Origin of the sequence: Saccharothrix sabaoui, from assembly GCF_051756985.1 — a bacterium.
Classification (GTDB): Bacteria; Actinomycetota; Actinomycetes; order Mycobacteriales; family Pseudonocardiaceae; genus Actinosynnema.
In genome coordinates this window covers 1-21,336 of sequence record NZ_JBPKJK010000003.1, presented here as the reverse complement: position 1 = coordinate 21,336, position 21,336 = coordinate 1, and the positions used below count along the sequence as shown (strand labels likewise).

At 73.2% G+C, this 21,336-nt stretch carries 12 protein-coding genes; 11 read left to right on the top strand and 1 reads right to left on the bottom strand.

Annotation, left to right across the window (positions count from 1 at the left end; all coding sequences use genetic code 11):
- Both ACR807_RS01720 and ACR807_RS01715 read left to right on the top strand, forming a co-directional pair.
- Positions 1–1,161, top strand: coding sequence for a macrolide family glycosyltransferase (locus ACR807_RS01720; protein ID WP_438919371.1), 1,161 nt, complete (start codon positions 1–3; stop codon positions 1,159–1,161).
- Positions 1,162–1,243: 82 nt separating this feature from the next.
- Positions 1,244–3,214, top strand: a complete 1,971-nt coding sequence (locus ACR807_RS01715; protein ID WP_438919370.1) for a carbamoyltransferase family protein — start codon at positions 1,244–1,246, stop codon at positions 3,212–3,214.
- Positions 3,215–3,241: 27 nt separating this feature from the next.
- On the opposite strand, the gene ACR807_RS01710 is transcribed toward ACR807_RS01715, so the two are convergent.
- Entirely contained in the window at positions 3,242–4,426 is a 1,185-nt protein-coding gene (locus ACR807_RS01710) for a cytochrome P450 (RefSeq protein WP_438919369.1), read from the bottom strand.
- Positions 4,427–4,859: 433 nt separating this feature from the next.
- On the opposite strand from ACR807_RS01710, the gene ACR807_RS01705 reads away from it, so the two are divergent.
- From ACR807_RS01705 to ACR807_RS01665, 9 genes are all read left to right on the top strand, one after another.
- Positions 4,860–7,241, top strand: a complete 2,382-nt coding sequence (locus ACR807_RS01705; protein WP_438919368.1) for a VWA domain-containing protein — start codon at positions 4,860–4,862, stop codon at positions 7,239–7,241.
- An 89-nt stretch (positions 7,242–7,330) separates the two neighbouring features.
- Positions 7,331–10,486 (top strand): tubulin-like doman-containing protein, encoded by a 3,156-nt coding sequence (locus tag ACR807_RS01700; RefSeq protein ID WP_438919367.1) that lies wholly within the window; start codon positions 7,331–7,333, stop codon positions 10,484–10,486.
- Complete coding sequence (locus ACR807_RS01695) at positions 10,483–12,678, top strand: hypothetical protein (protein ID WP_438919366.1); 2,196 nt, start codon at positions 10,483–10,485, stop codon at positions 12,676–12,678. The genes ACR807_RS01700 and ACR807_RS01695 overlap by 4 nt, the downstream gene beginning before the upstream one ends.
- Before the next feature lie 9 nt (positions 12,679–12,687).
- A complete protein-coding gene (locus tag ACR807_RS01690) occupies positions 12,688–13,677 on the top strand; it encodes a hypothetical protein (RefSeq protein ID WP_438919365.1) in 990 nt (329 codons plus the stop codon).
- Positions 13,678–13,709: 32 nt separating this feature from the next.
- Entirely contained in the window at positions 13,710–14,771 is a 1,062-nt protein-coding gene (locus tag ACR807_RS01685; protein ID WP_438919364.1) for a TRAFAC clade GTPase domain-containing protein, read from the top strand.
- Positions 14,768–17,008, top strand: coding sequence for a hypothetical protein (locus ACR807_RS01680; protein ID WP_438919363.1), 2,241 nt, complete (start codon positions 14,768–14,770; stop codon positions 17,006–17,008). The genes ACR807_RS01685 and ACR807_RS01680 overlap by 4 nt, the downstream gene beginning before the upstream one ends.
- Before the next feature lie 163 nt (positions 17,009–17,171).
- Entirely contained in the window at positions 17,172–19,106 is a 1,935-nt protein-coding gene (locus ACR807_RS01675; RefSeq protein WP_438919362.1) for an FAD/NAD(P)-binding protein, read from the top strand.
- 20 nt (positions 19,107–19,126) lie between these two features.
- The gene (locus ACR807_RS01670) at positions 19,127–20,833 is read left to right on the top strand and encodes an AMP-binding protein (RefSeq protein WP_438919361.1); all 1,707 of its coding nucleotides are present in this window, start codon (positions 19,127–19,129) and stop codon (positions 20,831–20,833) included.
- A gap of 61 nt (positions 20,834–20,894) precedes the next feature.
- Entirely contained in the window at positions 20,895–21,320 is a 426-nt protein-coding gene (locus ACR807_RS01665) for a cupin domain-containing protein (protein ID WP_438919360.1), read from the top strand.
- Positions 21,321–21,336 lie beyond the last annotated feature (16 nt).

The window sequence follows — 21,336 nt, the reverse complement described above, 5'->3', positions numbered from 1 at the left end:
ATGGCGCACTTCGCGTTCGTCAGCGCACCGGCCGCCGGGCACGTCAACCCGACGCTGCCGCTGGTGGAGGAACTCGTCCGGCGCGGCCACCGGGTCAGCTACGCGACCGGCCCGGCCACCGCGTCGGGCCCGGCCCGCGCAGGCGCCAAGCCCGTCGTGCTGCCCTCGGAGCTGCCGCCGGACATGGACGAGCGGGGCGAGTTCACCGCCGAGCAGCTCGCGGTCACCCTGGAGCACTTCCTCGCCGACGCCGAGGTGTCGTTCCCGGTGCTGGCCGAGCACTTCCGGGGCGACCCGCCGGACGTGGTCTGCTACGACTCGGTGACCTTCACCGGGCGGATGCTGGCCAACCTGCTGGGCGTGCCCGAGGTGGCGCTGGTGCCCACGTTCGCGGAGAACGAGCGGTTCTCCGCGACACGGGTGTACCTGCCGCCCGACTTCGACCACGCCCACCCGGCGCTGGCCGCGGCGGTCGGGAAGATGGCGGCGTTCGCGGCCGGCTTCACGTTCCTGGAGGACCCGAACCTGATGTTCGGGCACGTCGCGCCGACGAACCTGGTGTTCATCCCGCGCTCCTTCCAGCTGGAGGCCGACACGTTCGACGACCGCTTCCACTTCGTGGGGCCGACCCCGGGCACCTGGCAGGTGGCGGAGGAGTGGTCGCCCGCGTCCGACGCGCCGGTGCTGCTGATCTCCCTGGGCACGGTGTTCAACACGCGACCGGAGTTCTACCGGACGTGCGTGACGGCGTTCGCCGACACCGGCTGGCAGGTCGTGATGTCCGTCGGCGCGCTGGACCCGGCGCTGCTGGGGCCGCTGCCGCCGAACTTCTCGGTGCACGCGCGCGTCCCGCAGGTGGCCGTGCTGCGGCACGCGTCGGTGTTCCTCACCCACGCCGGGATGAACTCCGTGATGGAGGCGGTGTACCACGGCGTGCCGGTCGTGGCGGTGCCGCGCATCCCCGAGCAGCGGGCGGTCGCCGCGCGCGCGGCGGAGCTGGGACTGGGGATCGCGCTCGACGCGCCCACCGCGGCCGACCTGCGCGCGGCGGTCCCGGCGGCCACCGCCCACCGGCCCGCCGCCGAAGCGCTGGGCGCGGCGCTGCGCGCGACCCCGGGCGCACCCGTCGCCGCGGACGTCCTGGAAGGACTGCTCGGCTAGGGCGTGTTTCAGGTGGGTCCGCCCGGACGGGCGACCGACCGGCCCGACCACCCGGCTCACGACCACTCGGAGAGGGAACACCATGCTGACCCTGGGCATCAGCGGTCATTTCGACCTGTTACCGGGCTTGTTCCGCACCTACATGCACGACGCCGCCGCCTGCCTGGTCGCCGACGGCGAACTCGTCGCGGCGGTCGAGGAGGAGCGGTTCAACCGGATCAAGAAGACGAACAGGTTCCCGGCCGGCGCCATCCGCGCCTGCCTCGACATCGCGGGCGCCCGACCGCAGGACGTCGACGCCGTCGGCTACTACTTCGACCAGGACCTCGTCGACCTCGGCCTGCGCAACTTCCAGCTCGCCTCCCCGGCCCAACCGGTCCGCTTCGGCCGCGACCTGCTGCGCGACCGGCTGCGCGCCGAGCTGGACTGGGAGATCGACCCGGACCGCGTGCTGTTCACCCGTCACCACCTGGCGCACGCCTGGTCGTCGTTCGCCCGCTCGGGCATGGCCGACGCGCTGGTCGTCGTCATGGACGGCCGCGGCGAGACCGTCTCCACCACCGTCCACCTCGCCGGGGGCGGGGAGGTGCGCGAACTTCGGTCGTACTCGGTCCCGCAGTCGCTCGGCCTGTTCTACCAGGACGCGATCGGGCACGTCGGCTACGGCTTCGGCGACGAGTACAAGGTCATGGGCCTGGCCCCGTACGGCGACCCGGCGACCTACCGCGAGCAGTTCCGGAGCCTCTACCGGCTGCTGCCGGACGGGGACTACGAGCTGACCGGTTCCATCCCGGACATCAACCCCACCGCGGAGCCGTTCTACGCCAACGGCTTCCCCGCCCGCCGCGCCGGCGAGCCGGTGACGGACGAGCACCGCGACTTCGCCGCCGGGCTCCAGGAGACGCTGGAGACCCTGGCACTGCACGTCGTCGGCCACTGGGCGCGGCGGACCGGCGCACGGCGGCTGTGCTTCACCGGCGGCGTCGCCCACAACAGCAGCCTCAACGGCGCGATCCTGCGGTCCGGCCTGTTCGACGAGGTCTTCGTGCACCCGTCGTCGCACGACGCGGGCGCGGCGGAGGGCGCGGCCATCGTCGCCGCCCGGCGCCTCGGCGCACCGCACACCCGCGTCGCCGGGCTGACCGCCGCGAGCCTCGGCCCGGACCTCGGCGACCCGGACGAGGTCGAGCGGGAGCTGCGGGCGTGGAGCGGGCTCGTGGACGTCGAGCGGCCCGCGGACGTGGTCGAGGCGACGGCCCGGCTCCTCGCCGACGGCGCGGTGGTCGGCTGGGCCCACGGGCGTTCCGAGTTCGGCCCGCGCGCGCTGGGCAACCGGAGCATCCTCGCCGACGCCCGCCCGGTGGAGAACCGGGACCGGATCAACGCGATGGTCAAGAAGCGGGAGAGCTTCCGGCCGTTCGCGCCCGCCGTCACCCCGGAGGCGGCGCAGACCTACTTCGACCTCACCGACACCGCCGCCGAGCACGGCTTCATGTCGTTCGTGGTGCGGGTGCGGGAGTCCCGGCGCGCCGAGCTCGGCGCCGTGACGCACGTGGACGGCACCGCGCGGGTCCAGGTGGTCACCCCGGGGGCCAACGCGCGCTTCCACCGGCTGATCACCCGGTTCGGCGAGCTGACCGGCACGCCCGTGCTGCTCAACACGTCGTTCAACAACAACGCCGAGCCGATCGTGCAGTCCGTGCACGACGCCCTCACCTGCTACCTGACCACCGGTATCGACGTGCTCGTGGTGGAGGACTTCCTGGTCCGCCGCCGCGCGACCGCCGTGGACGACCTGGTGCCGGCGTTCCGCCCGGACACCCGGCTGCGCCGGGACTGGCGGCCCGGCGAGGAGGCCGCCGCCGAGATCTACCTGGACCACTCGTTCGGGCCGTCGGCGGCGCTGTCGCCCCCGGTGTTCGACCTGCTCGCCGCCGTGGACGGCAAGTCCACCGTCGCCGAGCTGGCGGGGGAGCTGACCGACGAGGTGCGCGCCGAGGTCCACTCGCTGTGGCAGCGGAGGTTCTTCACCCTCGCGCCCGGGGGCCGCTGACCGGTTCCCGACGGGGCCGCCTGCCGGTCACCACGCCACCGGCAGGCGGTGGGGGCCGCGGACCAGCCGCCCCCGCTTGAACTCGACCTCCCCCGCGAGGCGGAGGTCCGGGTAGCGGGCGAGCAGCGTGCCGAGGGCGACGTTGAGCTCCATCCGCGCCAGCGGCGCGCCGATGCAGTGGTGCACGCCGTGCCCGAAGGCGAAGTGCGGGTTCGACGGCCGGTGGAAGTCGATCACGTGCGGGTCGGGGAACACCGACCCGTCGCGGTTGGCGACCAGGCCGTCCACGAAGACGGCCTCGCCCTTGGCGATCGTCACGCCGCTGAGCACGACGTCCTCGGTCGCGAACCGGGGGAACGCGGGGGAGCCGGACAGCTTCGTGATCCGCAGCAGCTCCTCGATCGCGGCGGGCAGCAGCGAGGGGTCCGCCCGCAGCTCGGCCAGCCGCTCCGGGTGGGTGAGCAGCTGGTAGGTGAAGTTGGAGATCTCGCTGCCGGTGGTCTCGTGGCCCGCGATGAGCAGCGTGACGCCGAACGACACCAGCTCCTCCTCGGTGAGCCGGTCCTCCTCGTCGTGCGCGGTGACCAGCGTGGTGAGCATGTCGTCACCGGGGTCACGGCGCTTCAGCTCGACCAGCTCGCGCAGGTAGCCGTGCAGGTTCGCGAACGCGGCCTCGATCTCCGGCACGGTGAACGCCGTGATCGCCACCGCCGCGTCCGACCACTCCCGGAACTTCACCCGGTCCAGGTCGGGCACGCCCAGCATCTCGCTGATCAGCGTGATCGCCGTCGGCATCGCCAGCGCGCCGACCAGGTCGGCGGGCGACCCGTGCGCCTCCATCTCGTCCAGCAGGCCGTCCACGATCTGCTGCGCGCGCTCCCGCAGCAGGGCCGTGCGCCGGGCCGTGAACGCCTTCGCGAGGATGCGCCGCAACCGGGTGTGCTCGGGCGGGTCCATGCTCAGGATGGTGCCGAAGCGCGGCACCTCCGGCATGGTGCGCGGCGGGTCGCGGTCGGCGTCCATCACCGGCGACCGGACGAACCGCGGGTCGCCCATCACGGTCCTGACGTCGGCGTACCGCGTCGCGAGCCACGCTTCGGTGCCGTGGGGCAGTTGCACGCGCGCCACGGGCTCGTCGCGCTGGAGCCGCAGGTAGGTCTCGTTGATCCCGAGGTCGTCCGGTTCGTGGAACGGGTACGGCAGCACGGCCACGCGACACCCCCGTCAGGCGAATGCTCTGCCCGAACAGTAGGCACCCGACCGGGTGGCGGTCCACGAACGGTGACGAGGCCACTACGGGTTCACGACGACCCGCGGGCGGCCGTGGTGGACGAGGGCCGCGGGACGGACCGGTGGTGACCCTCGAACTCGACCGAGCTCGCCGTCCCACAAGCGGTTGACCGATTTCCGCTCACCGGTGGGGTCGCCGTCGAGTCGATGACCTGCGCTGTTGGTGATCAATTCGTTCCGGCAACGAATAGGGAGCGTTCCTCGCACTTCCGCAACAATCGGGATACGCACTCCGTCAAATTGCGGATTCGTCGTCATCCGGTGTAACGACTATCCGCCTTTCGTCGATTTGGCGGTAACCTGGCGCTGCCGAAGAGGTGGTGGCGCGTTGTGCGGACGTGGATTGGCTGGACCCATGGGAATTTTCGGGGAGTGGCGGGGGCGCTGGGTCGCCGTTGTCGCCGCGGCGGCGCTGGGGGCGCTGATGCCGGTCGTGACCGGCGTTGAAGTCGCAGCTCAGGAGGCTCAGCCGGCGTTGCCGCCACTCCGGGTGGTCGTGCTCGCGGACGAGTCCGGCAGTCTGGAGGACGGTGATGTCGTCCAGGAGAGAGATGCCGCGAAAACCATCCTGTTCAGCACGCTTTCGCCCGGTTCCGTGATGTCGGTGGTCGGTTTCGGCAGCTCCGACCGGCCCGGGCAGAGCCCGGTCGACGTCGTTTGTCCACCCACCGCCCTGTCCGACGCCCAGTCCCGCGACTCGATTGCGAAATGCATCGACGGCCTGCACAAGAGGACGGAGGCGGAGGGCGCCGGCACAGATCACGCGGCCGCGTTGCAGCAGGCCCTCGACACGGTCCGGAAACCCGGTCCGGAGAAGAAGATCGTGTTCTTGCTGACCGACGGCAAGCTCGACGTCTCCAACAGCCCGCAGTGGGGTGACTCGGCCGAGCGGCGCAACGCCGCGGCGGCGGCCAACGCCCAGGACGTGCTCGGGGAGTTGGAGAAGGCGGGGGCGCAGGTCTGGCCGCTGGGGTTCGGCAGAGCGGACACCGCCGCCCTGGGCGGCTTCGCGCGCGGACGCAGCTGCACGCCGGCCGCGGCCAACCCCAGCGCGCAGGTCGTGCCCGCGGCGCAGCTGACCAGGGTCGTCGCGGAGGCGTTCAGCTCCGCCAGTTGCGCGAAGATCACGCCGACCCCGCCGGTGGACGTGCCGGCGGGCGGCTCGGTCGAGCTGACCGCCGAGATCCCGGCCATCGCCGCCGACGCGTCGATCCTGGTCTACAAGCGCCACCCCGGCGTGCAGGTCGAGTACTTCGCACCGGGTGCCACCCGCCCCGCGCCGGAGGAGGGCGGCGACCGCTTCGAGTTCGCCGGCCAGTCGACGGACACGGAGTCCGTGCTGATCACCGGTCCGACGCCGGGGACGTGGCGCATACGCGTCTCCTCCGCGACCGTGCCCGCCGAGAACGTCTTCGCCACGGTCGTCTACCAGGCCGTGGTGAAGGCGCTGCTCACCGCCACGCCGCAGGAGCCCGCCGCCGGGCAGGTGGTGGAGGTGATGATGCAGATCCGGGCGCGGGACAGGGCGGTGACCGATCAGCAGGCGTTGCAGGGGCTGACCTTCGTCACGACCCTCACCGGCGCTTCGGGCTTTCCCGCGCGGGACGTGCGGCTCGCCGACCCGGAGGGTGACGGCACCTTCACCGGGCAGCTCGCGGTGCCCGACGACGCGAAGGGCGACCTGGCGTTCACCGGTTCCGTGACGGGGATCGGCGTCGGTGGCGACACGCTGGTCCTCAACACCAGGGTGGCGAGCGCGCTCTCGGCGGTCCAGGACCAGATCCTGTTCGACCGCAACACGGCCCAAGTGGAGCAGGGCGGGTCGCTGACGGGCCGGGTTTCGGTGACCAACAGGTCCACCGCGCCCGTGCGCCTGCGGCTGGAGCTCGCCGACCTCACCCCGGGCACGTCGCTGACCGTCGAGCCCGCGTCGGTGGACGCGCCCCCCGGGACGGCGGAGACCCCGTTCACCTTGCGGTTCGCGGAGGACACCCGGCTCGGCGGCACGGGCGGCACGGTGCGGCTGGTGGACCAGGACAACCCGACCCGGGTCGTGGACCAGCGCCTGATCAGCGTCGAGGTCGTCGCGAAGCCGACGTGGGTCGACCGGAACCTGTGGTGGCTGATCGCGGTCGCCGTCGTGCTGGTGGCGCTGGTGGTCGCCGCGCTGCTGTGGCTGCTGGCGCGGGCGCGTACCCGCCGGGTCAACGGCCTGCGCGCACAGCTCTGGCGGGGTGGTGAGGTGACGTCGGACGTGGAACCGCGCGACCCGAGGGCCCGGGCGTTCGGGTTCGTGGTGCACGAGGACTTCACGGGACCGCAGCTCCAGCACGCCGGCGCCGGGGAGTCGAGCGCGTACGTGGTGCGCCGGAACGGCCGGGGCCTGGTGCTGCGGGCACCGGGGCGCCAACCGGCCCACCTGGTCCCGGGCGAGCAGCACTCGATCTCGCCGGACCTCTCGATCGTCGTCCTGGACGAGCGCGGCGTGCCCGGTGCGGCACCCAGGCCGTTCACGCCGTCCAGCGGGCCGGACCTGCTCTCCGCACCACCCGCGTACGGCGCGTCGACGCCCCCCGCACCCGGTGGCGCGCCCGCCCCGTTCGCGTCGTCGGGCGACGCGCCCTACCCGTCGGCCGGCGCGGGCGGCAACGGGGCCCGGCCCGATCCGTACGGCGGCCCGGCGCGCGACGGCGACGACCGGACCGTCTACGTCGACCCCAACAACCCGTTCGGGTGAGCCGGCGGGATCGCCGGGGCACCACCCATCCACCGAGTTGACCGCGTTCGCACGAACTTCGTGCGAACGGTTGTGAGGACGGTTGCGCAGTGAAGATCTATCAACCGATGTTGTTCGTCGGACTCGGCGGGACCGGGTGCAAGGCCGGCGCGGAGTTCGAGAAGCGGCTGCGCGAGGAGCTGTGCGGCCCGGACGGGACGCGGTTGCTCGCGGACATCCAGACACCGGATTTCCTGCCCTACCAGTTACCCGCGTGCCTCCAATTCGTCTACGCGGACCTCAGCGCCAACGAGCTGCAGCGGGTGCGCCGCGAGGTCGTGCCGGGTCGTGAGCACGACAAGGCCGCCCAGCGGACCACGCACCTGCTCGCGGACCTCGTGCCGGCGAAGCTGACCAATTCCTCCGACGTCGCCCAGAGCCTGCGCATCCACAGTGACGAGGACGCCATCCGCTGGCTGCCGTCCCGGGAGAGCGACCCGATGATCGGCCCGCTCGTCCGCGGCGCGGGGCAACTGCCGACGGTGGGCCGCAGCGTGCTGTTCGAGACGATCCGGCGCAACCCGGACACCGCGCTGCTGGGGATCAAGAAGGCGCTGGCGGACATCAACCAGTCCGCGGGCGAGCTGTACCAGGTGAGCGGGCAGCGCACGCACCGCGTCGACTCGGTGATCGTGTTCGTGGTGTTCTCCGTCGCCGGCGGCACCGGCAGCGGCATCTACTACGACTACCTGCACCTGATCGGCGACATGATCGCCAAGGGGCAGAAGCAGGCGGAGATCTACCCGCTGGTGCTGATGCCGTCGGCGTTCGACGACGGCCAGGGCGGTGGGCGGCCCGCCGACCTCAACGCGGGGTCGGCGCTGGTCGACCTGTTCCGCCTCGTCGACGACCAGAACGCGCAGGCCGCGGTGACGGAGTTCGACTCGGTGGGTGCCTACGGCGCGGTCTCCGTGCGCTACCCGCACCACAAGCTCGACCAGGTGCAGCTCGCGGCGAACACGGTGCAGACCGCGTTCCTGTTCGGCCGCCCGGTGGGTGGGGTGCGGCGCGACGACCTGCACCGCTCCATGGTGTCGCTGATGACCTCGCTGATCGGTGCCGGTCCGACGGACCAGGACGACGACGAGGAGGGCGCGAACCGGCCGTACATGTCCTTCGCGGACGGGTTCATCAACAGCAAGGTGGACCGCAACGCCATCGCCGAGACGGGTGTCGGTCGCCGGGGCGTGACGACGAGCGCCGTCGCGGCCCTCACCACACCGTTGCAGGAGCTGACCGAGGTGGTCAGCTCGCACCTGCTGGCAAACGCGGTCAACGAGCTGCGGGTGCCGCCCGGCGCGGCCGAGTCCAACCGGGCGCACATCCGGAGCTTCGTCAGCACCGCGGGGCTCGACCGGCTGCTGGAGGCCGCTCCGATGCGGGTGCCGCCGCCGGGGAACCCGGTGGGGCTCGGTGCCGTGGTCGAGGCGCTGAACCACCGCGCCGAAGCGATGAAGCACAACATCGACCGGGGCCACGAGGCCCTGGCCGGCCCGATCGCGACGCTGGCGCAGGAGTTCAACCCCCGTGCCGCGGCCTCGGACCTGCTGCACCACGTGGACCTCTTCCGCCTGCACCGCACGATCTACGGCAGCAACGACCTCAGCGACCCGCTCGACCGGGCGGGGTTCGTGTCCCTGCTGGAGACCTGGCGGCAGGCACCGCCGGCGCCGCACGGCCTGAACCCCGCGACGCCGCCGCTGCCGGTGGACCTGCGCCGCCGCGTGACCCAGCGCCTGCGCATCTCCGACGAGTCCGTGCGGCACGTGCTGGAACTCCAGGACCAGTGGTACGCGTGGCAGACGCGTCGTCAGTGGAACGGCGCGTGGAACGACAGCAAGCGGCTGTGGTCGCGACCGTGGGACTCGTTCAACAAGCAGTTCAGGCTGGTGCTCGACCAGTTCGAGGAGCACGCCCGCAACGACCCGCAGCAGTTCGACCTGCGCTCCAAGGACCTCTACAAGCCGCGCGTCGGCGTCACCTACCTGCTGCCGCCGGAGGACCGCGGCCTGGAGGGCTTCTACCAGGCCGTGCTGGCCCGGCTGAAACAGGACTACGCGGCCCAGCTGCCCGAGCACCCGCACGAGGGGCACCTGCTGAACCTCGTCCTCGGCCGGGACGGGTGGGTCTCGGCGTTCGAGCTGGGGGTGACCGACCCGGAGGCCGCCGTCGCCGAGGTGCGCCGACAGGTCAAGCGGGCCGTGTCCGAGCGCATCCGCCCGGGTGACCGGGACCGGCCGGCGCTGGTGCCGCGCATGGACGACCTGATGGCCAACGCCGTGCAGAGGCGGGACAACAGCGTCAACGAGACGGACCTCAACCGGTTCCGGCAGAAGCTCGCGGAGCTGGTGCCCGGTGGGTTCGCGCCCGAGGGGCACGGGCCGCTCACCGCCCTGGTGACCTACCCGGCGAAGCAGGAGAACGACGAGGTCGAGCGGTTCCTGCGGCGCGAGATCGCGCTGCCGCAGGACATGGTGGGCGAGCCCCAGTACCGGGCGGTGCAGGCGGACGCGATGGTCGTGGTCCTCAACCGCAGTTCGATGGGAGTCACGGAGGTGCCGGAGCTGCGCCGGGTGATCCGGCTGTGGGCGGACGCCCAGCGCGACCCGCAGGCCCAGGACACGCTCGAATGGCGACGGCGGCTCGGCCAGAACACCGACTACCTGCTGATGGCGCCGCGGGACCGGGCGCAGGTGCTGCACCGGCTGCTGTGCGCGGCGTGGGACGGCAAGGTGGTGGTCACCGGCCGGCCGGAGAGCCCCGACTTCATCACCGTGGAGCTGGGCAGCCGCGAGGCCGTGTCCATGAAGCTGGAGCTGACGCCGCTGGGGGCGCTGTCGTCGTGGGCGAGCGTCCTGCAGGCCTACGAGCGCTGGGTCCTCACCGACGACAACCTGAGCAGGCTCGGCCTGGCGGGCCGGCTGATGTCGGCCAGGCCCGCGCACGCCGACCGGTCGCCGCGCCCGCCGGCGCCGGAGTTCGCGGCGGTCGTCGACCTCGCCGAGCAGGAGCTGCTCAAGGTCAAGGAAGCGGAGCAGCACCGCGTGCTCAGCCGCGAACCGCAGCTCGCCGTGATCCGCGAGTTCTGGTCGAAGACCCTGGTGACCGCGCTGGAGCTGAAGGTCGGCAACACCGCCAAGAGCCTGCGGGACCTCCGCGAAGAGGTCGACGTGGCGCACGGGCTGGGCGGGGGCCTCACGCCGTGAACACCCCCGAGGTGGTCGTGCTCGACCTGCGCGACGAGTCCACCGAACAGCCGGTCGACCCCTCCGGCGGAGTGGTGGTGCTCGACCACGCGAACTCGCTGGTCAAGCACGCGCCCTTCTACCTCGACCTGCTCAGCGAGGACATGGTGACCTCCGTCGTCTGCGTTGCGGTCGGCGAGCCCGACGAAGACCACCGGCTCGACGGCGTGGCGCTCACCCTGCCACCGGTGCTGCGGCACGCGGTCGTGCTGTGGGTCGGTGACGCCCGGGGCGTGGACTGGGCGCGCGACCGGTCCGCGCCGCGCCCGCCCGACCGCCCCGGCAGCGGCCTGGACGACCTGGTGGCCGCACTGCGGGTACCCGAGCTGTTCGACCGCCTGGTGGAAGTGGCGGAAGGGCTCGCCGGCGCCGCCGTGAGCCCCGGGATACGGCTGGTGTCCTGCGCGGCCGACGAAGTCGAGCTCGCCACCGCCCGCGCCGCGGCCGTCCGGTCGCTGTGCGCCCGGGACGACGTCGTGGGGCGCGACATCGGCGCGGCGGTCGTGGCGGCGCACCTGCCCCCGGCCGGGCACGGCGCGGTGTTCGCCGGACCCGTCCACAGGTCGGAGCTGGACGTCCTCCAGCGCCTCAACCACGTCGCCGAGCTGGCGCACGCGCTGAGCACGCCGGCGGCCCTCTTCGGCAGCGGGCGGCCCGGCGAGGAGATCGCCCGGCACGTGTTGTGGGCCGGTCAGGCGGTGGAGAACTACCGCCTGGTGCTGGTGGAGCTGCTCACCAGGATCGACAGCCACGTGCAGGTCGGCCGCCCGTCGACGGAGGACGTGGTCGCGATGGGCGTCTCGCCGCCGGTGGAGCCCGCGGGCGCGCAGATCGCCGCGGACCTGCGGCGGGCGGTGGACGACCAGCTCGACGGCGGCGTCGCGTTGGCGGCGTTGGCGCACGAGCTGCGCATGACGTCCGCGCGCAGCGGCCCGCAGGGCTGCACGGCGGCGCTGGAGGACGCCCGCGGGCGGGGCCCGATCGGGCTGGCGATGCCTGTGTTCCAGCGGTGGCCGCTGAGCGTGTGGTGCCTGCCGCTGGTCCTGCTCGCCTGTGCGCTGGTGTCGTTCGCGTTGGGCCCCGGGTGGGCGGGGTGGGGTGGTGGGGCGCTGCTCGCCGGGGCGTGGTTCGGGGCCGGCTGGCTCACGCTGGCCCGGCGACCCGGACCGGAGGGCGAGTTCGGGCTCGGCGCGGCGCTGCCCCCGGCGCTGCTCACGTACGGGGTGGTCGCCGTCGCGGGTGTGGTGCTCGGTGCGGTCGGTGCCGCGTACGCGGCACCCCTGGACGTCCCGGGCTGGCTCGTCCACGCGGTGGTCTGGGCCGCGGTGCTGCTCAGCGGCGCGGTGGTGGTGCTGAGCTGGCGGTCGGCCGTGCGGCGGTGGCGCGACCGGCTCGCGCTCGCGGCGATGCGCGAGGCCGTGGCCGACCTGACGCTCCTGGCGGAGCACGCCGTGGCGAAGGAGTGGCGGCCGCTGCGGCGGAGGAAGGCCATCGCCGCGGCCGCCGCCGAGGTGGCGGCCGGCCTGGAGGAGATCGTCGACACCCTGCGCGGGGCCGAGGAGCGCCTCTTCCCCGTGCCGCGCGGCGGGGCGGGCCCGGATGACGTGGAGCGCGTGGCGCGGCCGGTGCCGCAAGAGCTGTACGCGGTGGTGCGCGCCGACCTGGTGGACGTCTGCCGGTCGGCGCTGGAGCCCGCGTGGCCTGCCGCCACGTCAGCCCTGCGTACCTCGCCGGGCGTCTACGAGCAACGGCTGGACCGGCTGCTCGACGAGTACGCCGACGACGTGCGCCGGCGCGGCGTGTTCACCGCGACCGCGTTCAGCCGCGACGACGGGCCGAGGGACCTGCTCATGGCCCGGGTGTGGTCGGAGACGCCCGCCGCGTCGGCGGCGCTGCGGGCCGAGGCGGACGGCGAGATGACGCAGCTGTGCCGCAGCGGTCAGCTCGGCTACCTCAGCACGTCCGCCGAACCGGGCCTGCTGCGGTTCGCGCCGGCGCGGCTGCGGCGGGTCGTGCGGGACGACGGCGCGGACCGCGGGCTCGCCGCGGACCCGTCCGTCACGTGGGGGCACGGCGGTGAGCTGGTGGGCGCGATGCGCCTGCTGCCGTTGCGGATGGAGTCGGTGCGGCACGACGTGGGCGGAGGCGAGTAGGTGGGGACGGTGGACGAGTCCGTGCGCTGCCGGGACGTGTTCGGTGTGCTGCACGAGGTCGTGGTGGAGGACGTGAACGAGTTCGTCACCCCGGCCTCGTCGCTGGAACAACGACTGGTCCGGGTGCAAGACGCGTTGTTCGTGCGCAAGTTCGTCTCACGCGCGGCCGGCGGCCGGGACCCGCGCCGGTACGACCTGCTCGAAGCCGAGGTGCGCGCGGGCGCGAGGCTGGGACAGGTGTACGTGGGCCACTACCCGCGCGAGCTGGCGTGCCTGGTGGCGTACAACGTGGACGCCGAGGAGCCGTTCGCGCTGCTGCGCGCCTACCTCGACGAGCCGGCGATCGGCGCGTCGTCCCGGTTCGGCGAGCCGGAGCGCCGCCGCTTCGAGCAGGAGCTGTTCCGCGCGCTGCACCTCATGGCCGCGGCGGGGGTCGTGCACGGTGCGGTGGCCCTGGACACCGTGCGCTGGCACGACGGCCGGTTGCAGCTCGTGGACTTCGAGCACGCCCAGCGCGTCGGCGAGCCCCGGCGCGGCGCGTCACCGGCGGCGCTGCTCAACGGCGCGGACCGGGTCGACGCCCGCGACGACGTGGTGGCCGCCGCGCGGCTCGTGCGCCGGGTACACCTCGGTCCGCAGGCGGACGTCGGGCACCCGGACCGCAGCCGGGACCCGGAACGGCTGCGGTACCTGCTGGACCCGGTGTTCGACAACCCCGTCGAGTCCGCACCGCACGCCGTCGACGTGCTCAGCGCCCTCTACGGCGACGTGCAGCTGCCCCGCACGACCGACCCGGACGCCGCGCTCCACCCGGGACGGGCGCTGTTCGAGCAGGTCAGCGCCGGCAAGGCGGGGGACCCCGGACCCCCGCCACCGAACCAGCCGCCGCCGGGCCGCCCCCGGCGCGGGCGGCGGCTGTTCTCCTCGTCCGGCCCGGTGGCGCTGGGGCCGCTGGCGCTGAGCGCCTCGGCGTTCGTCGCGCAGGTGATGTCGACGTGACCACGCCCGGGCGGAACGGACGACCTCGGCACGTGTCCTGCCCCATCTGCGCCGACGACTACGACTGGCCCGACGACTCGCGGGTCTGGGTGTTCGACGAGCAGAACGCGCGCTACGACGTGGAGGACACCGCTCGGCTGTCCGAGGCCAAGCGGGCGAGCCTCGCGCGCAAGGGCTACCGGCTGTGCCCCAACCCGTCGGACGACATGGAGGAGCACTACCTCCCCGCCACCTACGCCGAGTACGACGCCCCGCTCGTCGTCGGTCTCGTCGGTGCTCCCTTCTCGGGCAAGACGCACCTGCTGACCGCGATGATCCGCCAGGCCAACAAGGAGGGCCTGGCGGCGTACGGCATCGACGTGTCCGCTCTGGACCTGCGTCGGCACGACTACTTCCGGCAGAACTTCGTCAAGCCGTTCGAGAAGGGCGGGACGCTGCCGGGCACCAGCAGCGGCATCATCGAGGCCGCCGACATCCTGCTGCTGCGCGGCCGGGACGGCAGGCAGCGGCCGGTGACGTTCTTCGACGCGGCAGGCGAGGACCTGGAGAGCACCGAGGCGCGCAACCGCGCCACCCGGTTCCTCCTCAGCGCCAACGCCGTGATCTTCGTGCACGCCTGGGAGGACCCGCTGGAGACCGGGGAGTCGTCGCCGGAGAGCGAGAACAAGTCGTTCCAGCTGGCCGTGGAGAGCCTGCGGGCCCTGCCGCACGGCGAGCAGGTCCCGGCCGTGATCGCGGTGACGAAGTCCGACCGGCTGCGGTACGTGCCGCCGGTCGACCGCTGGCTGCACCGAGGCGACGAACGCGTGCTCGACGCGGCGCGCATGAGGGAGGAGAGCCGGGACGTGTACGCGTACCTGCACCACGTCGGGGCGGGCGCATCGCTGCGGCCGTTCACCGCGTTCACGCGCTGCACGCTGCACTTCGTGTCCGCGAGCGGCGGCGACGCGGTGCCCGTCACCTCGGGGGACGGGCAGGACAGGCACTTCCCGCGCGGGTTCCGCCCGACCCGCGTGCTGGAGCCGTTGGTGGCGATCCTCGCGATGACCGGGATGATCACCGGTCCCGAAGCCGAGCAGGTGGGAAGACCATGACCGCACCCGACGGCACGGTGCACCAGGTGTTCTTCGGGTGGTCCGACGCACGGCGCAAGCACACGATGCTCGCCCACTCGTTCGGGGGCGCGACCGAGGCGGCGAACCAGTGGGAGGCCCGGCTCCGCAACCACGTGCGGCTCGCGTCCGTCGCCGGGACGCAGGTACCCGCCAGTGCGTTGTCGTACCTGGTGTTCGACGGTGAGCAGCAGGCGGCCGTCGTCCGGCGGGTCGGTCAGGGCAAGTCGTCCGGGCGGGAGAACGCCCACGCGCTCGTCGGGCCGGCGACCGTGCTCACCCCGTCGACGGCACTGGGGCTGGGTGTCGTGCCCGGAGGCGATCTGTGGCTTGCCAAATGGGCGGAGGGGACGCAGATGACGCCCCTGGCCGCCGAGTACTTCACGCACGTGCCCGACCCGGCGACGACGCTGCGCCCCATCGCGCAGGGGCTGCGGGACCGGCTGGTCACGGTGGTGGCGGCACTGCTGGCGCACCCGATGACGCCGCTGAGCGTCCTTGGGTGCCCGGACGGGGAGCGCTTGGCCGTGGTGTGGGCGCTGCGCGAGGCCCTGGTCGGGGTGTCGCCGGGGAACTGGTCGTTCTCGACGTTCGTCGAGCGCCAGGACGACAGCCTGCACGGGTTCGTGCAGGTCCTGTTCCCTTCGACCAACCTGACGCTGGGGGCGGTCAACCGGGTCGTCGTGGACTTCGACCGGCCGTCGCCGGTCGGTCCGAACCGGGCGCGTGCGGAACAGCTGGTGGCGGCGGTGTTCGGTGGGCAGCGGCCCGACGTGACCGTCATCGCCGGTTCCGGCGCGCACGCCGCAGCGGAGCCCCGCGGAGGGCACGCCGCGGTCGAGTCGCAGGACGGGGACGCCCCGGACCGGTTCGGGGATGCCGTCGCCGAGTCGCCGGGCGGGTACGGCGTGGAGAAGCGGAACCCCGTCCGGGCATCGACCCCCGTGGTCACCGGCACCCGCGCGCCAGGCGACCAGGCGGTCGGGCAGCGGGCCACTGAGCACCAAGGGTCCGGGCACCAAGGGTCCGGGCACCAAGGGCCCGGGCACCAAAGGGTCGAACATCAAGAGCCGGGGCAGCAAGGGCTCGGGCAGCAAGAGCCGGGGCAGCAAGAAGCGGGGCACCAAGAGTTGGGGCAGCAAGGGGCGGGGCAGCAAGGAGCCGGGCACCACAAGCCGGGGCACCAGGAGCCGGGGCGGCAGGGGAGCGGGCAGGGCGCGGAAGTGTGGCGGACCGCGCCCAGCTACGCCAACGGTCGGAGGACCCCCGATCCCAAGGCGGACCTGTCGAAGTCCTTGCGCGCGTCGCGGAACGTGGAGGAGTGGTTGGCGGAGGTCGCCCTGCTGCGCCACGACCACATCACGGCGCGCGTGCGGAAGGACTTCGACCCGCGGACCGTCGACAAGGTCACCGACTTCGTCGAGTTCACCACGCCGAGCGAGCTGGTGGGCAGGTTCCTGGAAACCCTGTACGGACAAGGCTGCCAGGACCTGCGCGACCCGGCCGCGAGGCCGCACGCCCTCGACCTGATCGCCCGCTGCCGCTCCGACCAGGTCGCGGTGGAGCTGGGGATGCGGGCTCGTTCCCTCGGGGAGCAGGAGGTCGTGGACGCAGCCTTCAACCGCTGGCTGCGCCAGGGGCGGCTGCGCGGTCCGGTACCGCCCGGGCGCGTCCACGGCGCCCGCCCGGTGGTCGGGAACAAGCGGCGGCTGGTCGTCGCGACCGCGGTGGCGGTCATGTCGTTGGTCCTGATCGGGTTCCTGCTCGGGTACGCCGCGTTCGCGCCCGCCGCGGAGCAACCTCCGTCGTCCACCGCCGTGCCGTCGACCACCGCCGCCCCGCCCGCCGAACCGCCGCCCGCTGAACCGCCGCCGGCGGCCACCGCGCAGACGACAGCGCAGACGACCGCCGCCCCGCAGTCCGGGGTTCCGAGCGGCACCGTCGTGATCGGTTCGTCCGATGCGAACAGCCGCGTGTACGGGTTCCTCCAGGTCGGCGAACAGCTGTACCCGCAGCAGCCGTGCGAACTCGTCGACGGCCCGGGCCGGGAGTGGCGGTGTGCCGCGGTCACCGGCCGGCAGGCGCAGGCCGGCGCGAGACTGGTCGCCACCGCGGTGGCGGAGGTCGACGTGCGGCAGCTCGACGAGAACGCACGGGACCAACGGGCGATCGCCAAGCGCCCGGGGTGGGTCATGGAGGACGTGCGGCCGACGCGTTGAGCGAAGGGGTCCGCTAAAACCTCGATAGCACCATCGACAATGTCGTGCATCGCAATCCTTGTCGGTGTGCGGAATCGGCCATAGGTTCATTCCCGTAGCAGGAACGGAATGCCGCCCCGGATGGGTCGGGAATCATTCCGAAATTGTCTCGGGAAGGATTATCGTGGCTGACGCTGTGCTGCGCACCGACGTGGAGGTGGCGATCGTCGGCGCCGGGCCGCGCGGGCTTTCGGTGCTGGAACGACTGCTCGTGCGCGCCGGTCGCGCACCGCACCAGGGGCTGGTGCGGGTCCACTTGTTCGAACCCGGTGAGCCGGGCGCCGGGCGGATCTGGCGGACCACCCAGTCGGAGTGGTTCCTGATGAACACCGCCGCCGGCGAGGTGAGCGTGTTCTCCTCGGGGCCGGACGGCGGGCCGGTGCGGGCCGGCGCGGGGCCCTCGTTCGCCGAGTGGCTGCGCGACCACCCCCGCTGGTCGGGGATCGGGCCGGACGACTACGGGCCGCGCCCGGTCTACGGCGAGTACCTGCGGATGGCGTTCGAGGCGATGGTCGCCAACGCGCCGCTGGGCGTCGAGGTCGTCCACGTGCCCGAGGCGGCGGTCCGCGTGGCCCGGGCGAACGGCCTCACCACCGTGACCGGCTCCGGCGGCACGACCGTCGCGGCGCACAAGGTCGTGCTCACCACCGGCCACCCCCGGGTCGCGCCGGACGGTGACGAGCGGGCGCTGCTGACCTTCGCCCGGCAGCGGCCCGGCCTGACCTACCTGCGCGGCGACTCGGCCGCCGACCTGCCGCTGTCCGCCGTCGCGCCGGGCGAGCAGGTGGGCGTGATCGGGCTCGGGCTGACCTTCTTCGACGTCCTGGCCGAGCTGACCGAGGGGCGTGGCGGCCGGTTCACCGACGAGGGCGGCGTCGTCACCTACCTGCCCAGCGGCCGGGAACCGCACCTGGTCGGCGGGTCGCGCAGCGGCCTGGTCATGCTCGCCCGGGGCCGCAACCAGAAGGCGCCCTCCTACCGCTACCGGCCCGGGTTCATGACCGAGGCGGCCGTGCTGCGGGCCCGCCGCGAGGCGCAGCGGCGCACCGGGTCCGCGCAGCTGGACTTCGTGCGCGACGTGCTGCCCCTGCTCCGGCTGGAGGTCGAGCACGTCTACTACACCGCGCACGTGCGCCGGCGGCTCGGCGACGGGGCGGCCGAGCGGTTCGCCGCCCTCCACCTGACCTCGGCGGACCGCCACGGCCTGCTGGGGGAGTGGGGGCTGGGCGACGTGCCGCCGCCGGACCTGGAACGGCTGGCGCGGCCGTTCGGCGACCGGGAGTTCGACTCGCCGGACGCGTTCCACGCCGAGCTGCTGGACCTGCTCGACCGCGACATCGCCGAGGCGGGGCAGGGCAACGTGGACAACCCCCTGAAGGCGTCGCTGGACATCCTGCGCGACACGCGGGCGGTGCTGCGGCAGGCGGTGGACTTCGCCGGGCTGCGCCCGGAGTCGCACCGGGCGTTCCTGTCCTGGTTCAACCCCATCAACACGATGGTGTCGGCCGGGCCGCCCGCGCTGCGCGTCGCGCAGGCCGTGGCGCTGGTCCGGGCCGGGCTGCTGACCGTGGTCGGGCCGGGCACCAGGATCGGCGTCGACCACGCGACCGGCCGGTTCACCCTGGAGTCGCCGAAGGTCAAGGGCTCGCGCCGGGCGGTGACGACGCTGGTCGACGCCCGCATCCCCCGACCGCGCCTGGACGCCGACGCCGACCCGCTGATCGGGGACCTGCTCGCGCAGGGCCTGATCACCGAGTGCGTCAACAGCGACGCCGCGACCGGCGAGCGGTTCCGCACCGGCAGCGTCGCGGTCACCCGCAAGCCGTTCCACGTCGTCGACGCGCTGGGCAACCCCGACCCGGACCTGTACGCGCTGGGCGTGCCGACCGAGAACACCCGCTGGTTCACCCAGATCGGCAACGGCAGGCCGGGCCCGATGACCGGGTTCCACGCCGACGCCGACGCCATCGCCGAGGACGTGCTGCGCCACCGCCCCGCGTCCGCCCCCGTCGTCCTGTCCGCCCACCCGCGCGCCGCCGCACCCGCGGTCGCCGTCTGACGCTCCGGGAGGAGCACCGAATGAACCCCACCGAGAAGTTCCGAGCCGCCCGCGACCTGCTGCTGGAGCTGGGCGGAGACCACGACCGGGCGCACGCCGAGTTCACCTGGCCGGAGTTCGACGAGTTCAACTGGGCGCTGGACTGGTTCGACCAGGTGGCCCGGGGCAACGACCGCACGGCGCTGCACGTCGTGGGCGGCCGGGTCGAGGAGCGCGTGTCCTACGCCGAGCTGTCCGAGCGCTCCGACCGGCTGGCCAACGGGCTGCGGGCGGCCGGTGTCCGCCGCGGCGACCGGCTGCTGATGATGCTGGACAACCAGCTCGCGGTCTGGGAGTCGCTGCTCGCGGCGATGAAGCTGGGCGCGGTGGTGGTGCCGACGTTCACCACCGTGTCGGCGGCGGACCTGCTCGACCGGGTGCGGCGCGCGGACGTGCGGCACGTGCTGACCACGCCGGAGCTGGCGGAGGGCTTCGACTGGCTGCCGCCGCACGTGACGCGGGTCTGCGCGGGCCGGGTGCCGGGCTGGCTGGCCCTGGACGACCTGCGCTCGGCCCCCGCCGGGTTCACGCCCGACGCGCCGACCAAGGCCGACGAGACGCTGTTCCTGTACTTCACCTCCGGCACGACGTCGCGGCCGAAGCTGGTGCGCCACACGCACGTCAGCTACCCGGTCGGCCACCTGTCGGGCATGTACTGGAACGGCGTGCGCCCCGGCGACGTGCACCTGAACGTGTCGGCGCCCGGCTGGGCCAAGCACGCGTGGAGCTCGTTCTTCGTGCCGCTCAACGCCGAGGCGAGCGTGGTGAGCGTGACCACCGGCAACGCCCGCGACCTCCTCGACCGGGTGGTGCGGCACGGCGTGACGACGTTCTGCGCGCCGCCGACGGTGTGGCGGATGCTCATCCAGGACGACCTGGCCCGGTGGCCGGTGCGGCTGCGCGAGGCGGGCAGCGTGGGCGAGCCGCTGAACCCGGAGGTCATCGAGCAGGTCCGCGCCGCGTGGGGGCTGACCGTGCGCGACGGCTACGGCCAGACCGAGACGACCGCGCAGATCGGCAACAGCCCGTCGCTGCCCGTGCGGCCCGGGTCGATGGGCAAGCCGCTGCCCGGCTACGACATCGTGCTGGTCGACCCGACGACCGGCGAGGTCGGCGACGAGGGCGAGGTGTGCGTGAACCTCTCGCCGCGCCCGGTCGGCGTGATGCCCGGCTACGTCGACGACGAGGAGAAGAACGCGCGGACCTTCGCCGGCGGCTACTACCACACCGGCGACATCGCCCGCCGCGACGAGGACGGCTACCTGCACTACGTGGGCCGCACGGACGACGTGTTCAAGTCCTACGACCACCGGATCTCGCCGTTCGAGCTGGAGAGCGTGCTGCTGGAGCACGAGGCGGTCGCCGAGGCGGCCGTGGTGCCCGCGCCGGACCCGGTCGGCCTGGTGGTGCCCAAGGCGTACGTGGCGCTGGTGGCCGGCGAGAGCCCGGACGAGGCGACCGCGCGCCGCGTCCTCGACCACGCGCGGGCGAACCTCGCCCCGCACCAGTGGGTGCGCCGCCTGGAGTTCACGGCGCTGCCCAAGACGACCTCGGGGAAGATCCGCCGCGCCGAGCTGCGGGCCCGCGACGAGCAGCGCGCGGCCGGCACGGCGTTCCCCGGCTCCACCGAGTACCTGGCCGACGAGCTGCTGGACGCCGCGCTGCCCGCGGCCCCCGGCATCGGCTGACCCGACCCCTCCCACCCCTCACCCCTCACCTCGACCGAACCGAACCCGAAGGGAACCCGCCATGCGCGACATCAAGGTCTACTCGTCCCTGTTCACCGGTGGCCTGCACAACGGCCAGATCAAGTGGGAGGAGTACGTGCAGCCCGGCCGCAACGCGGTGGACGTGGAGTGGCTCTACACGCAGGCCGAGACCGGCCCGGCGGGCGCCGAGGCGTACATCGCCCACTTCAAGCCCGGCTCGCACGGCGACCTGCACGAGCACCTGGGCTACGAGATGCTGCTGATCCTGGAGGGCGAGCTGCACAACGACAACGGCGACCGCTACCCGGCGGGGACGCTGTTCATCGAGAAGCCGGAGAGCGTGCACCAGGTGTCGTCCCCGACGGGCTGCTTCGCGCTGGTCGTCCGGGAGAAGGGCACCCGCCGCATCGAGCCCGCCACCGCCGGTACCTCCACCGCCGGTACCTCCGCCGGCGTGGCCGGCTGACCGGGGGCCGTGCCGG